This window comes from Pradoshia sp. Z3_51 (assembly GCF_058215915.1).
This window is the reverse complement of the sequence record NZ_JBZAJC010000005.1, coordinates 94,678-109,268: the sequence shown is the minus strand read 5'-3', so window position 1 is coordinate 109,268 and position 14,591 is coordinate 94,678. Positions and strand designations below refer to the sequence as shown.

14 protein-coding genes are annotated in these 14,591 nt (G+C 36.5%); 9 read left to right on the top strand and 5 right to left on the bottom strand.

Annotation, left to right across the window (positions count from 1 at the left end):
* Positions 1–281 precede the first annotated feature (281 nt).
* Positions 282–2,033: an ABC transporter ATP-binding protein gene (locus AC4BHA_RS11980; RefSeq protein ID WP_490551188.1), complete on the top strand. Its 1,752-nt coding sequence runs from the start codon at positions 282–284 to the stop codon at positions 2,031–2,033.
* Entirely contained in the window at positions 2,033–4,075 is a 2,043-nt protein-coding gene (locus AC4BHA_RS11975; RefSeq protein WP_490558717.1) for an ABC transporter ATP-binding protein, read from the top strand. Before AC4BHA_RS11980 ends, AC4BHA_RS11975 begins: the two co-directional genes overlap by 1 nt.
* Before the next feature lie 168 nt (positions 4,076–4,243).
* Here the strand turns inward: AC4BHA_RS11975 and AC4BHA_RS11970 are convergent, their stop codons facing one another.
* On the bottom strand, positions 4,244–5,398 hold the full coding sequence (locus AC4BHA_RS11970; RefSeq protein ID WP_148630052.1) for an endo-1,4-beta-xylanase: 1,155 nt from the start codon (positions 5,396–5,398) through the stop codon (positions 4,244–4,246).
* A gap of 532 nt (positions 5,399–5,930) precedes the next feature.
* Between AC4BHA_RS11970 and AC4BHA_RS11965 the strand changes: the two genes are divergently transcribed.
* The 6 genes from AC4BHA_RS11965 to AC4BHA_RS11940 all read left to right on the top strand — a co-directional run bounded on the left by AC4BHA_RS11965 (position 5,931) and on the right by AC4BHA_RS11940 (position 10,520).
* Positions 5,931–6,905 (top strand): proline dehydrogenase family protein, encoded by a 975-nt coding sequence (locus AC4BHA_RS11965; RefSeq protein ID WP_066104637.1) that lies wholly within the window; start codon positions 5,931–5,933, stop codon positions 6,903–6,905.
* Between the two features lie 142 nt (positions 6,906–7,047).
* Positions 7,048–7,830 (top strand): polysaccharide deacetylase family protein, encoded by a 783-nt coding sequence (locus tag AC4BHA_RS11960; RefSeq protein WP_066104633.1) that lies wholly within the window; start codon positions 7,048–7,050, stop codon positions 7,828–7,830.
* A gap of 14 nt (positions 7,831–7,844) precedes the next feature.
* Positions 7,845–8,474: a YkyA family protein gene (locus tag AC4BHA_RS11955; protein WP_066104630.1), complete on the top strand. Its 630-nt coding sequence runs from the start codon at positions 7,845–7,847 to the stop codon at positions 8,472–8,474.
* Positions 8,475–8,714: 240 nt separating this feature from the next.
* On the top strand, positions 8,715–9,218 hold the full coding sequence (locus tag AC4BHA_RS11950; protein ID WP_066104627.1) for a DUF2798 domain-containing protein: 504 nt from the start codon (positions 8,715–8,717) through the stop codon (positions 9,216–9,218).
* A 311-nt stretch (positions 9,219–9,529) separates the two neighbouring features.
* Entirely contained in the window at positions 9,530–9,997 is a 468-nt protein-coding gene (gene yiaA / locus AC4BHA_RS11945) for an inner membrane protein YiaA (RefSeq protein WP_066104623.1), read from the top strand.
* A 172-nt stretch (positions 9,998–10,169) separates the two neighbouring features.
* Positions 10,170–10,520 carry a VOC family protein gene (locus AC4BHA_RS11940; RefSeq protein WP_490558716.1) on the top strand — a complete coding sequence of 117 codons (351 nt, stop codon included), beginning with the start codon at positions 10,170–10,172 and terminating at the stop codon, positions 10,518–10,520.
* 158 nt (positions 10,521–10,678) lie between these two features.
* Here AC4BHA_RS11940 and AC4BHA_RS11935 read toward each other — a convergent pair whose 3' ends face one another.
* The 3 genes from AC4BHA_RS11935 to AC4BHA_RS11925 form a co-directional block, all read right to left on the bottom strand.
* Positions 10,679–11,362: an amino acid ABC transporter permease gene (locus AC4BHA_RS11935; RefSeq protein ID WP_490558715.1), complete on the bottom strand. Its 684-nt coding sequence runs from the start codon at positions 11,360–11,362 to the stop codon at positions 10,679–10,681.
* 20 nt (positions 11,363–11,382) lie between these two features.
* Positions 11,383–12,243: a transporter substrate-binding domain-containing protein gene (locus AC4BHA_RS11930; protein ID WP_066104615.1), complete on the bottom strand. Its 861-nt coding sequence runs from the start codon at positions 12,241–12,243 to the stop codon at positions 11,383–11,385.
* A 262-nt stretch (positions 12,244–12,505) separates the two neighbouring features.
* Positions 12,506–12,931: an HIT family protein gene (locus AC4BHA_RS11925; RefSeq protein WP_066104612.1), complete on the bottom strand. Its 426-nt coding sequence runs from the start codon at positions 12,929–12,931 to the stop codon at positions 12,506–12,508.
* A 109-nt stretch (positions 12,932–13,040) separates the two neighbouring features.
* Here AC4BHA_RS11925 and AC4BHA_RS11920 point away from each other — a divergent pair, with 109 nt between their 5' ends.
* A complete protein-coding gene (locus AC4BHA_RS11920; protein ID WP_175354268.1) occupies positions 13,041–13,394 on the top strand; it encodes a DUF3221 domain-containing protein in 354 nt (117 codons plus the stop codon).
* Between the two features lie 71 nt (positions 13,395–13,465).
* Here AC4BHA_RS11920 and AC4BHA_RS11915 read toward each other — a convergent pair whose 3' ends face one another.
* Positions 13,466–14,563 (bottom strand): YkvI family membrane protein, encoded by a 1,098-nt coding sequence (locus tag AC4BHA_RS11915; RefSeq protein ID WP_066104608.1) that lies wholly within the window; start codon positions 14,561–14,563, stop codon positions 13,466–13,468.
* Between the last annotated feature and the right edge of the window lie 28 nt (positions 14,564–14,591).

Sequence of the window (14,591 nt, the reverse complement as noted above, 5' to 3'; positions counted from 1 at the left end):
TAACTCGTTTTAAACGAAAAGACTGCACGTTGCCGTGAGTACTTTTGTCTAACTCAAATGTAAAGATTGGACGTTTTTACGTTCGAATCTTCTTTTGATTGGAGGAAGTATCAACACGTAATCGTTGCAGTCTTTTTTTGTTGGTAATTTTAAGTTGCATTCAAAAAAGGAGGAAGAAAAATGGAATCAAATGTGGTCAATGTAAAAATCTCAAGGGACATACAGGCAAACAGTACGTAGCAATTAAAATGTTCTTCGGTTAAGACAAAGGAGGAGATGGAATGTTTTCGGTTTTAAAGAAATTAGGTTGGTTTTTTAAAGAGCACTGGATTCGGTATACAGTCGCAATCGCGTTATTGAATATCGTAAATGTGCTGGAGGTTTTGCCACCGATGATTGTTGGGATGGCCATAGATGACATGAGTATAGGTGAAATGAATCAGGAGACACTCATGACCTATGTTTGGTGGATGATCGGGTTAATGGTCACCCTCTATATACTAACCTATATATGGAATTACCAGTTATTTAGTGGAGCGTATGTTTTAGAGCGGAAGCTGCGCTCAGGATTTATAGGTCATTTATTAAAAATGACACCAACCTTCTATGAAAAGAATCGTACAGGCGATTTAATGGCAAGAGCAACCAATGATCTTAAATCTATATCCGTTACAGCAGGATTCGGTATTTTAACGTTAATGGATTCTACCTTATATATGATTGCGATTTTAGCAACAATGGCCATTACAATTAGTTGGGAACTTACGCTTGCCGCCATCTTACCTTTGCCGATTATGGCATGGGCAGTCAAAAAGGGCGGAGAGCGAATTCATGAGCACTTCACAGTAGCACAGGATGCTTTTGGTGAACTAAATGACAAGGTCCTTGAATCAGTCGCGGGTGTCCGTGTCATTCGTGCTTATGTACAGGAACGAGCGGATGAAAAACGCTTTGAAGAGATGACAGAAGATGTATATGAGAAAAACATGAAAGTAACGAAAGTAGATGCCATGTTTGATCCGGTTATCACATTCGTTATTGGTATCAGTTATTTAATCAGTCTTGGATATGGAGCCAATCTAGTATTCGCTCAAGCCATTTCAATTGGGCAGCTTGTGACCTTTAACGTATATCTATCGATGCTGATTTGGCCGATGATCGCCATTGGGGAATTAATTAATGTCATGCAAAGAGGAAATGCCTCTCTCGATCGCATGAACGAAACATTATCTTCTCAGGAGGATGTAAAAAATGATCCGAATCCAGTGGATGTCCCGGAATTAGAGAACGTTATATTTGATCAAGTAGTATTCCGTTATCCTTCTTCAAAGGTGGATAATCTAGCCGATATCAATGTCAAAATCGATAGCGGGGATACCATTGGAATCGTCGGAAAAACAGGAAGCGGAAAAACCACATTTGTGAAACAATTGCTCCGTGAATATCCTGCTGGAAACGGAATTCTTTCCCTATCCGATGTACCGATTGAAAAACAAAATCTTGAGGATGTCCGGGAATGGATTGGATATGTACCGCAGGATCATGTTTTATTTTCTAAAACAGTTCGGGAGAATATTTTATTTGGAAAAATGGAAGCAACTGATGAAGAGTTTTGGAAAGCAGTTCGCCTCGCTGATTTTGAAAAAGATATAGAGAGACTGCCGAACAGACTGGAGACGCTGGTTGGGGAAAAAGGTATTGCTTTATCTGGCGGACAAAAGCAAAGGATTTCAATAGCCAGGGCGTTAATTAAAGATCCGGAGATTCTGATTCTCGATGACTCCCTCTCTGCAGTGGACGCCAAGACAGAAACAACGATTATCGAAAATATTCGGAATGAACGAAGCAACAAAACGACGATAATCACTACTCACAGATTATCAGCAGTACAGCATGCAGACTGGATTATTGTACTAGATGATGGAGTGGTGATTGAGGAAGGCACACATGAAATGCTGCTCAATAAGAAGGGCTGGTATAAAGAACAATTTGATCGCCAGCAAATTGAAGCGAATAAGGAGGTGAGCGCCTAATGAACGAACATTTGGAACAAACGGAATCCGGTTGGAAGACGGGAAAACGTTTATATCAATATGCAGTGAAGTGTAAAGGAACCATTATCCTAGCACTAATGATGTTATCCATCTCAGTAGGGGCGGACTTAATCGGACCCTATATCGGGAAAAACATGATAGACAACCATATCATGGGGATTGAATCTCCATGGGTGGAAACGAAGAATACAAAGGATGCCGTTCACTATCAGGGGAGCACATATAAACGTGAGGCCTATGTAGAGGATGGGGAATGGACCGGAAGTGAGGTTGCCATCCAACAGGTTGGGACGACGTTTTTATTCCTAAACCAACCGATAGAGTTTGATGGGAAGAGATCCTATAAAGATGGGCAGCTGGTGATTACTAGTGGAGAAAAAAGAGCAACCTATGAGGCTCAGAAATTGTCAGGAGCACAAATCATGGCGTTTTATCAGCCAGAGATCAGCCGTATAATGCAATTACTTGCTCTGTATTTCGGAATTATGGTTGTGGCATTCTTCTTTCAATATGGGCAGAGCTATTATTTACAAAAAGCAGCAAATCGAATTATTCAAACAATGCGAAAGGATGTTTTTGCTCAGATACAAAGACTGCCTATTCGGTACTTTGATAATTTACCGGCAGGAAAGGTAGTAGCACGGATTACAAATGACACCGAAGCAATTCGGGAGCTTTATGTAAGGGTCTTAGCTAACTTTTTCTCAAGTACGGTTAATATTATCGGAATTATCATTGCTCTATTTTTACTTAATGTAAAGCTTGGAATGGTGACATTGATTATTCTACCGCTGCTCGTTGGATGGACATTATTATTTCGTAAATTTGCTACAAAGTATAATAGGGTCATTCGGGCGCGTATAAGTGATATTAATGCCATGATTAACGAATCCATAAATGGAATGAGTATCATTCAGGCATTCAAGCGAGAGAAAGAAACAACTGAGGAATTTGAAAAACTGAACACAGAGCATTATGTATACCAAAGTAAAATGCAAAAATTAAATTCCTTGTTAAATGGAAATCTTGTAGGTGCTTTGCGTGTTATTACATTAACACTATTTATATGGTATTTCGGAGGTATGGCAGCATCTGGTGAATCAGTCGTCAGTCTAGGCGTTTTATACGCGATGGTGAATTATTTAAATCGTCTGTTCCACCCAATATCAGGAATTGTCAATCAGTTTGCAAATTTTGAACAGGCGATGGTAGCCGGTGAACGCGTATTTGCACTTCTGGATGAGGAAGGTATTGATGTTGAGGATCAACGTAAGCCACGTTTTAAAGGGCATGTTGAATTTGATCATGTATCTTTTAGCTATAAAGAAGGAGAAAAAGTATTAAAGGATATTCAGTTTGAGGCTAGTCAGGGCGAAACAATAGCCCTAGTGGGGCATACAGGCTCTGGGAAAAGTTCCATTATGAATCTGTTATTCAGATTTTATGACTATCAGGAGGGGGCTATCCGCATTGATGGGATAGACTTGAAAGATATCCCACATCAAACCTTGCGTGAGCATATGGGAATTGTTCTACAGGATCCATATTTGTTTACTGGAACCATTCTTTCGAATATCACACTTGATGATCCAAAAATTTCGAGAGAAGTAGCTGAAAAAGCGTTACGTGATGTGGGAGCTGACCGTGTGTTGGCCCATCTTGAACATGGGTTTGATGAACCGGTTGTTGAAAAGGGGAGTACTCTTTCATCAGGGCAGCGCCAATTAATATCCTTTGCCCGAGCTTTGGCTTTTAATCCGGCCATCCTGATTCTTGATGAAGCTACATCCAGTATCGATACAGAAACAGAAAGCTTGATTCAGGAAGCAATGGAGGTGCTAAAGAAAGGTAGAACCACTTTTATTATTGCACACCGTCTTTCTACTATTAAAAGTGCTGACCAAATCCTTGTTCTCGATAAAGGAAGAATTGTGGAGAGAGGAAACCATGATGAACTTATGGAATTAAAAGGAAAATATTATCAAATGTATGAGCTTCAGATTGGAAAACTTGCAGGTTAATACTATAAGTTAACAAATAGCAATCTAAGTTAAAACAATGACCAGATTAATTAAAAGAATGTATACCCTGTAACTAAAAGGTAAAGAGGAAGCAATTAGCTTCCTCTTTTACTATAGTATAAGCAGATATCTAAGTATTCTTATACTAAATTATTCTTGGTATCTATTCTAGTCCATTATTGCCCAATAAGCAGGCTTAAGATTATAATCCGGATCAAAGACAAATGGAGCATCCTTTCCAACGCCATTATTATATTCCTTGGCACGGTCGTCTAGCCATGTATGATTATCTGCAATTCCCCAGAATGTCACGTTACTAATCTTATCTCCTAATCTCTCATACATTTCAAATAACTCATTATACCTGGCAGCTTGACGCTGGAACTCTTCTTCTGGAATATCCTCATATGAAGGATAAGCAGGTCTTGGTGGCCAGCCGTATAAGCTCACATCTAACTCGGTTACTTGATTATCTAAACCAAGACTAGCAAAACGATTAATAGATTCCTCCGTTTCAGTAATGGATGGCCAGCCTAATTGAATATGAGCTTGATGACCGACACCGTCAATAGGGACTTTTTGTTCAAGCAATTCAACAACTAAGTTATATAAATGGGTTTTTTTAGGTTCTACCTCTGTGTTGTAGTCATTAATGTACAGTTTTGCATTCTTTTTTGCATATTTTTTAGCTGTTTTAAATGCTACCTTAATATAATCAGTACCAGTTATTTGATACCAAGGAGATTCACGTAGCTTCTGCTCATTTGATGCATATTCGTCAATCACTTCGTTTACAACATCCCATGAGTCGACATCATTTTTATACCGTTTGACAATCGTTTTTATGTGTTTTTCTAAACGCTGTAATAATAGCTTTTTATTTTTCTCCCGCTGTTTTGGATTGGTTTCTTCGGTCATTTTATTCCCGTTCTTATCAATAAAGAACCAATCAGGAACCTGGCTATGCCATACAAGGGTATGAAAACGAACATCCATATCATTTTTCTTGGCGAATTTCACAATTTTATCTGCTTCTTTAAAATTGAATTTCCCCTCTTCGGGTTGGATGGATATAGGCTTCATTACGTTCTCTGCAACAATACTGTTATAGTGACGCTTTAATACATGACCGCTCTTACCCATTAATTGATCGGGTTCGACAGCAGCCCCAATTGTGAAAGAATCTTCGTACCTTTCATATAAAGGGGAAGCTTTTAAAGCACTTAATGGCTTAGCACTCGCAATATCAGTGGAAAAGACAGGAGTTACAAGGGCAATAGCTAATCCGAAACTTAGAAACTTACGTACTAATTTTTGTGACATGTCCTAATCTCCTTTTCATTTAAAATAGAAAGCGTTTACATGGGTATTTGAACATTATTATAGAAGGTATCTACTTAGTAAGTCTAGGAAACAAACTAAGTTGTGAGAAAAATAGGCCATAAATCACGGGGAGAAAACTAGCTGACTAGTTAATATAGGGCTAAATGCATAAAAGAAATGGAGTGCGGTATATAGATTAAAGCCAATACCTGCACTTGTTAAAAGAACAATCACTATAGTTGCTTATGTCTCAATTAAAGATATAGAAAAGGTCATTAAATCGATTAATTGCCTATTATTTAAGGCTGTTGCTCTATTGGGGAGCCGGCTTATTATTACGGAAGTAAAAAAAGATATTCCTTATAGAAATCTTTCGGAATTTACTATATTATGAATATATTGAAATAAGTAAGCGCTTCAAATGAGGTTATATGAACATATAAGTTTTAGCCTACCCATAGTGTAAGATTACAAGTATTTATTCTGTATTTATTGATTTCATGTTATTTAACTAACATAAGGGGTGTTCTTAATGATTGTTAAAGATTTCTTCATTGCTCTTTCAGAAAATCAGCTTTTAAACCGCACAGCTCAAAAATATGGGTTAAAAATGGGTGCCCAAACTGTAGTTGCCGGTACAAATATAGACGAAACAATTGAGAGTATAAAAGAGTTAAATAAGTATGGAATTTCTTGTACCGTGGATAATCTTGGAGAATTTGTGAGTGATAAAGATGAAGCTGTAAAGGCGAAGAATCAAATCCTTCAGGTTATTGAGGCCATTTATGAAAATAAAGTCGATGCTCATATATCATTAAAACCCTCTCAATTAGGGTTGGATATAGATTTGGATTTCTGCAGAGACAATCTGTTGGAAATTTTTGAAGCAGCTGCAAAGTATGATATTTTTATAAATATTGATATGGAGAACCATTCCAGATTACAGCCTTCTTTTGATTTAGTAGATCAGATATCGGAAAAATACGATAATATTGGTACAGTTATACAAGCATATTTTCATCGAGCCGAAAATGATATACAAAAATATAAAAATTACCGCCTTCGTATTGTAAAAGGTGCCTATAAGGAACCTGCTGAATTAGCCTATCAAACAAAAGCAGAAATTGATAAAAATTATATCAATTTGATAGAATATCATCTGTTAAATGGTAAGTTCACCTCCATTGCAACACACGATCATAAAGTCATAAACCATGTGAAGCAATTTGTAAAAGATCATCAAATTCCTAATGAAAAATTTGAATTCCAAATGCTCTATGGTTTCCGCTTCGATATGCAAATGGAATTGGCTAAAGAGGGCTACCAGTTTTGTACGTATGTTCCTTTTGGGACGGATTGGTATGGATACTTTATGAGACGTTTGGCTGAAAGACCTCAAAACATAAGCCTTGTAACGAAACAAGTATTCACCAAAAAAACAAACACGGCTCTTGCGATAGCAGCCGGTGCCTTTTTACTTGGCAGATTATCTAAGAGAAAAAAATAGATATGCAAGAGCCACTACCCTACAAGAGGATAGTGGCTTTTTAGTTAATCTATTTTTCTGAAATATTACTAAAATATTACAATAGAAAAAGAATTGTAATATAATAGGAGTTAAATAGAGATTTATAAAGGAAGATTAAAGAATGCGTAATTTTGCAATTATCTTGGTTACTATTATAGTATCCATAACAGTAATGAGCTGGATCAAGCCGACTTCCAGTTTGGCTGACAAAACCAATGATCAATCAGGGCATCCAGAACTGAACATGGTTACATATGAAAGGACCGTAAAAAAAGTGCCTGAAAAATTAAATGGTAAAGAAAGAAAAGTAGTTTATTTAACAATTGATGATGGTCCAAGTCTTTATACAAAGGAGTTAATTGCTATACTCGATCAATTTGAAATACCGGCTACTCATTTTCTGATCGGAAATAATATGAAGAAATACCCGGATATGGCCAAGGAATATGTCAACCGTGGAGATTATATCGGAATGCACTCAATGAGCCATGATTATAATAGATTGTACAAAAAGGGAAAAATTGTAGAAGAAGTGATGGAAACACAGCAATTAATCAAAGAACAGGTAAATATTTTGCCGATTTTATTCAGATGTCCATATGGATCATCTCCAGGGTTAAATACGAAATTGCGAGATCAAGCTGCACACGCAGGATTGAAAATGTGGGATTGGACAATCGATTCAAAAGATTGGAAGCTGCAAGAGAATCCTTCAAAAATTGAAGGAGAAATTCTGAAGCAATTAAATGGATCTGAGGAAATTATCTTAATTCATGAAAAGAAAGGTACCATTGAGGCATTGCCAGGAATAATTAAAAGTATAAAGGAAGCGGGCTATGAATTTGAAAGATACGAAGAATCAAAACATTTTCCGGCAAACTTCCATAAAGATAAGAGATTATAAGGACGAGGAATCGTATGATTAGAAAGAAAATAGGTATATATCTAGCTTTAATTGTAACCAGTATGTTAATGGCTGTTTTAATTCTACCAGTTATACAAAAGTATGATGAAAAATATTTGAAGGTTCATAATCAAGTGGCATGGGATTTTAAGTCTAATATGAATTATGGGGAGCTTTTTAATACCGAAAATAATAAGCTGCAATCCCTATACGAAATGACAGTAAAAGATGGAGCAGATAACCTAAAAAAGGCTGAAAACCAAATAAGTAAGGCTGAAGAGACAATCAATCAGTGTAAACTAATGGTTGACGAGGACAAATCATTGGTAGAAAACCAATTAATACAAATGAAAGAATCAGAAGAATTACTGAGTAAAATAGATCAGAAAAAAGTACATAAGGAAACATTGTTGAGCCTCCATGACTCACTGATTAACCTGTTACAAACATATAATCAAGCCCTTGATCAATATGAAGAAGTACTTAACTTGGAGCAAAAGATATACTCAGCGTTAAAAGCGGAAAAGGATTTAAAAGAAATAACCGCTATTATAGATGAAGCAAATCAATCATCCGGTGAATTATCTGGTACAATCAAGGATTTAAACGGCTATATAGTATCCTACAATAAGCTACAAATCTAATTCAGACATCTTCCATTGATTTGCAGTTAAACTCTTGAAATGGTTCACTTGTAAAATTGGAATCTATTAAAGAGCAAATAGTCTTTTAATAAGTAGAAAATTGGTGATTGAAAATTTTTCTCCTAACATGGTAATATGTTTAAATCAGTGTGTAGAGATATTGGTATAGTTGATATGCCAAAAATATATGTTATGATGATACGTCTGCCATCTGAATTTTTCATTTTTCGGAGGGTATATATGCATAGAGAAGATAGGTTGCCACAAAACGCAAGAGAAGGCATATTATTTATGCTCATCATTTCAATCATCTCAGTAAATACGATTGCACCAATTATTATGGGATTGGAACGTGGTTTCAGTAAAGAAAATTATATCGAAACCTTAAAGATTATTCCAATTATGTGGATCATTGTTGTTTTATTGGTGAGATTTGTTGCTGGACCTGTGGTTGGTAAAATAATGCCTAAATTCATAGGTAAAACAGATGGATTCAATGCAAGAGTTTTAATGAATACATTTTTCAATGTAACTGTTCTATCCGTCCTTTTAACCATTATCGGTACCTGGGTTGGCTCAAAACAAATCAGCTTAGAACCTTTTCAAAATTTCTTTTTGAGCTGGTTTAGGAATTTCGGTGTGGCATTTTGGATTGAATTAATAGTAGCACAGCCAATTGCCAGATTTGTAATGAAGAAAATCCATAAGAGAAAAGCGAATAGAGCAGAGACAGTTAACGTATAAGATCTGTGAGATTCTCAGAGATTGTGAGATCAATCTGCAAAATAATAAAGTTCAACCAGAACAAGACTGGTTGAACTTTTTATTTTGCTCATTATATTTTTTGTGTCGGTACTTATGTTGGGTGTTAAAAGGCTAGGATATTCACCACAATCTTGATTAGTCGCATGCTATAATAGGCCCTTGTGAAGACAATTGAACAACAAAAAGGATAATATGTACTAATTTGTAATAATATTCTATACAATAGATATAGAGGCGGAATTCCGCTTTACATAAATACTATTTATATAGAGGAGAGGTGAAAAGACTCAGTGTCGAATGAGAATGAATATTTATTAGATAACGAACAAAGTGTTCCAAAAAAGAAGGTCGAAAGACATCCTGGGGAACCAACGACTGCTTTTAAAGGTGCTACCTGGGCGGCTTTATTGGTAGGGGTTGCTGCTTATCTAATAGGATTATTTAATGCTTCAATGGAATTAAACGAAAAAGGGTATTATTTCGCAGTATTAGTATTTGGACTTTATTCAGCAGTATCATTACAAAAGGCGGTTAGAGATCGAGATGAGGATATACCTGTGACAGCCATCTATTATGGAATTAGCTGGTTTGCTCTTATTGTTGCAATCGCCTTGATGGGCATCGGTCTTTATAATGCGGGAAGTATTGATTTAAGTGAGAAAGGATTTTATGGTATGTCCTTTGTATTAAGTGTATTCGCTGCCATAACTGTTCAAAAAAATATTAGGGATACACAGAAGGCTAAAGAAAAAGATTGAGTCATTTATGAAGTCAAAAGCAGATACTCCTTTTTGTTTCAAGGGCTATCTAGAAGTGGCCTCCAAAAGTCGGATATCAATTCTAACTTTCGGGGGTTATTTCAATTTCTATAGGAAATACACTTTCTTTGATGGAATTTAATTATGGAAAATAATTAGAAGGAGTAGAAGAATGGAAGGACTAGTAAAGAGAATTGATACCGTATTTTTAGAGGTAAGTGATTTAGACTACTCGATTAAATGGTATTCAGAAAAATTAAGATTAAATATGAGATGGAATCGAAATGGGTATGCTGCCTTCACAATAGGAGAAACCTCGTTAACCCTTGTTCAATCAACAGACGTAAAACCTGCAAAACACTACCCATTTAATTTCTTTACAACTAACATAGATGAAGTATATAAGTTCTATATAGAAAATGAAGTAGATGCCGACGAAATAGCTGATTACCCGGATATACGAACCTTCGATTTTAAAGATCCGGATGGTCATATTCTTAACTTCTGTCAATTTAACGAATAACGACTTGATAGCAGGGTATGTTCCCTGCTTATTTTCTATCAATATGAAAAAATGATAGATTCTCTATCCTTTTTATCCAATAAACTGTGCCCTACGGAATTTCATATAAATGTCTCCGAACAATAGAAATTGAGTGAGGAGTGGCTTTAGCAGCCATTCTATTTCTGCAAATACACCTCAGCTCTTTTTTCTAAACAGCGCTGCAGAAGAGAAACAGCCGCACATATGCACCAATAGATCATCGCTACAAGTATGTACATAGTCATATAATCAAATTCCCGTCCTCCGACGATTTTGGCATGCTGAAATATTTCAGGGACCGTTATCATCGCTGCCAATGAAGAAGCTTTGATTAAATCCAGCAACACATTAGAGAGAGGTGGTAGCGCAATTCGGACAGCCTGCGGAAGGATAATCCCTCCCATGGTTTGCCAATAGGATAAACCCAATGATTGTGAGGATTCCCATTGTCCTTTATCGACAGAACCAAGCGCAGAACGGTTGATTTCAGCAATATAAGCTGCACTGTTAAAACTGAATCCAATAATAGCCGCTTGCATGGCAGTAAATTCAATTCCGATAATCGGAAAGCCAAAATAAAGAATAAAAATAATCACAAGAATGGGTACACCGCGCATAAAAGAGATGTACATGCTGGCTGGCCACCGCAGCCATTTACTTTTAGAACTCCGTCCAAGAGCCAAAAAGAAACCAATGATCAATCCCAAAGCCATACTGATAAATGAAATCAAGAGGGTATTCGATAAGCCTTCAAGAACATATGGCAATGAATCGATTGCTAATTCTGGGTTAAATATATATTGCCATTGGATATCTGCCATATAAATTCCCTTTCAATCACTTATTTAACTGAGTCCAACTGAACTTCTTTTGTAACGTCTGCGCTGTCATAGAATTTTTTAGAGAGCTCCGCCATTGTTCCATCCGTTTTCATTTCTTCCAATACCTTGTTTATTTCGTTCAACAAGTCACTGTTATCCTTTTTCATCAATATGGCTTGATTGCTTGGGTTGTATTTTATATTAGGATGTACGGTAATATCGAATTCTGGAAATGCAGCTACAGCTAAACGCTGAGTATAATAATCATTTAGAATAATGTCAGTTCTGCCAGTAGAAACATCTCGCAAATATTGATCATTTGTTGCATTGTCATAGATGACTTCTTCAGCTCCATGTTCACGTGCCACTTCCATATATGTAGTTGTTGCTTCTCCAGCTGCTTTTTTCCCTTTTAAACTATCAAGATCTTTAATGCCGGATAAATCTGATTTTCTAACGATGGCAGCGCCGAAGGAATATTTATAGGGTTCAGAAAAAGAAAATTTTTCTCTTCTTTCCTCAGTAGCTGTAATATCATTGACAGCGATGTCAGTTTGTCCATTGTTGATGGAGGCTAGCATTCCATCAAAGGCCATTTCAGTAAATTCAGCTTCTAGGTTTAATCGTTTAGCTACTTCACGTGTTACTTCCACATCGTATCCGGTTAATTCATTTGTTTCAGAATCATGATAGGAAGCGGGATATAAGGTTCCGGAAGTTGCAACTTTTAATTTGCCGGATTCTTTAATGGCTTCCCAGCCGGTTTTTTCCTCTTTTTTGCTTTCTTCCCCTTTGTTATTACTGCATGCAGCAGTAACCAAAGCTAGCATTGCAATTGCTAGAATTGATACAAGTCTTTTAAAGCTATTTGTGGTTATCATATTTTCACCTCGCCTACCATTATATTTGAAAAAAATGTATATGTCATTTGGGAATAAACTTGAAAGGGTATCGCGCGAAATAGAGCGTAGAAGAAATGCAAAAGGGAACAAAATTACTAATGAATGGGAGGGCACAGATGAAGGGGATAGCAGGAGTGATGCTAGTTTACTAAATTTAATAAGTTTAGTCTGGTATACAAAGCAATAAAAAAGAAATAAACGGGTGTAGTATAATGGAATGAATAAAAAAAGGTAGTGGAAATTAATCCAAAACCTTTAGCATTTCGGTGATCTTTCTTTTCGTCTCTTCCAAGTCGTATTCCTTTTCTCCAAGTGTTTCTCCATCTTCAGAATAGAAATCTGCAAAATTTTGTCCTTCATACCGCGGAACTACATGCATATGAAAATGTGTTAATTCATCAAATGCTCCACCGTTCTGACAGACTGTAATGCCATCCGGATTAAACAAAATTTTTATCACTTTTGATAGCCTCTTTGCTGCCATCATTACGGAGCTTGCCGTATTATCGTCAAATTCATTAAAGTATCGAACATGTTTTTTAGGTAAAATCAAAACGTGTCCTTCGTTATAAGGATCAATATCTAAAATACAACAAACATAATCATCTTCAAAAACTACATAAACATTTTCTTTTTTATGTGCTAAATTACAGCCTAAACAATTCATTACAGCTCCCCCTTTATTAAATTATATACGTAATTAAAAAAGTGCAGAGGGGAATTTTAGGAATAACAGAATGAAGGTATTGATAAAGGTGGGTAAGGGAGGTGGAATCTTGAAGATTACGACGAAAGTTTCCCTATATATCGGGTTATCCTTATTGCTTCTCATCGTTCTTTATCTGTATGAACTTGAACGACAAATCGACTCACCTGGAATCGAAGGAACAATTATCATTAGCGAAGCCGATGCTGTATTCATTGTGCTCGATTCAAATTTTGAGAATGAGGACGTGGATTTGCCGATTGAGGAGCTGCAAGCCAAATATAAAAATGTCGGGCGTCTATCCATCCATCAAAGTGATTATAGAGGTGAACTAAAAACCGGACAAAGGGTGAAAGTATGGATGAGCCAAACAATGGAATCCTCTCCCCCTATCTTTAAAGCGATAAAACTGGAAAGATTGTAGCAGTATTTTCATTTATTACATTAAAAAAGCCCCGTGCCATAAATAGTACGGGGATAGAATCCTTTGAAGTTCTAGACTATTTTCTTTTCTTTTTCAGCTACGGGGTTTATGCGATTGATTTCAGGAGCATGGTGCTTAGATTTAATCCAGGACCAGCCAATTGCTGCCAGTAAAATAAATCCCACATAGCCCATGATTGGATACACGGTGTTTACCAATGTAGTAAAACCAGCAAAGCTAAGACCAAAACCAATTGCTCCGAATATCACAACTGAAGGATGAAAGAAGCGTCCTTGAGGAATGATTCGCACTGTGAATGCATAAAACATTCCCACGCATGTATTGTAAATCATAGCCAATAGAATAATAGATAGCAGGTTCCCGATTAAAGGTGAGATACTATTAGCTAAAAATAAAGTAGGCATTTCTACAATTTGCATATTAGCCATATCAGTCATCATACCTATATTAATCAGCAGCATGAGTACACCGAGCAGGATACCGCCCATAATTCCGCCAATAGCTGCTTGTTTTTTATTTTTAAACGTTCCGCTAATAACAGATAGCATAGAGAAACCGACAGCAACATTAAAGGATACATAAAGTAATGCGGACATGAACCAATTTGAAGCCGCTGCTTTGTCTAAATCAACATTACGCTCTATGTCTATAGGAGTGATTCCATTTTTAATTAGCGCGTATCCTGATATAAAAATCATAATAACTAATAAAAATGGTGTGATTGAGCTAATGATAGAGATGATTTTCTCTACCTTCAATAGCATGGTCAGGATGGTGATAACTGTCATAAATAGTGAACCCCAGATGGCAGAAATCCCAAACTGTTCCTCAACAATTGATCCTGCGCCTGCTATCATAATTACACCAACGCCAAATAAAAAGAACGATAAAATTATATCCAGTGCTTGACCAAGAAAACGTCCGCAAAGAACCTCGATGATTTCTTTATGTGAGGTGGCTTGCATATGGCTGCTCAGTTGAGAGAGCTGCATGGCAATAAAGGAAAATAAGACAGTTGCCAGCAAAATAGCAGGTATACTGTAAAAGCCAAAATTCGTAAAAAACTGCATGATTTCTTGGCCAGAGCCAAATCCCGCTCCAACAATGACTCCTACAAATGCACCTGCTAGGTATAAACTTTGTTTCATTTTATCAGTCCTCCTTTATGGTAGTTTG

Bases quoted from the DNA above. Each gene is read 5' to 3' on its own strand.
- AC4BHA_RS11980 (WP_490551188.1), top strand. From the start codon at position 282: ATGTTTTCGGTTTTAAAGAAATTAGGTTGGTTTTTTAAAGAGCACTGG.
- AC4BHA_RS11975 (WP_490558717.1), top strand. From the start codon at position 2,033: ATGAACGAACATTTGGAACAAACGGAATCCGGTTGGAAGACGGGAAAA.
- AC4BHA_RS11970 (WP_148630052.1), bottom strand. From the start codon at position 5,398: ATGTCACAAAAATTAGTACGTAAGTTTCTAAGTTTCGGATTAGCTATT.
- AC4BHA_RS11965 (WP_066104637.1), top strand. From the start codon at position 5,931: ATGATTGTTAAAGATTTCTTCATTGCTCTTTCAGAAAATCAGCTTTTA.
- AC4BHA_RS11960 (WP_066104633.1), top strand. From the start codon at position 7,048: ATGCGTAATTTTGCAATTATCTTGGTTACTATTATAGTATCCATAACA.
- AC4BHA_RS11955 (WP_066104630.1), top strand. From the start codon at position 7,845: ATGATTAGAAAGAAAATAGGTATATATCTAGCTTTAATTGTAACCAGT.
- AC4BHA_RS11950 (WP_066104627.1), top strand. From the start codon at position 8,715: ATGCATAGAGAAGATAGGTTGCCACAAAACGCAAGAGAAGGCATATTA.
- AC4BHA_RS11940 (WP_490558716.1), top strand. From the start codon at position 10,170: ATGGAAGGACTAGTAAAGAGAATTGATACCGTATTTTTAGAGGTAAGT.
- AC4BHA_RS11935 (WP_490558715.1), bottom strand. From the start codon at position 11,362: ATGGCAGATATCCAATGGCAATATATATTTAACCCAGAATTAGCAATC.
- AC4BHA_RS11930 (WP_066104615.1), bottom strand. From the start codon at position 12,243: ATGATAACCACAAATAGCTTTAAAAGACTTGTATCAATTCTAGCAATT.
- AC4BHA_RS11925 (WP_066104612.1), bottom strand. From the start codon at position 12,931: ATGAATTGTTTAGGCTGTAATTTAGCACATAAAAAAGAAAATGTTTAT.
- AC4BHA_RS11915 (WP_066104608.1), bottom strand. From the start codon at position 14,563: ATGAAACAAAGTTTATACCTAGCAGGTGCATTTGTAGGAGTCATTGTT.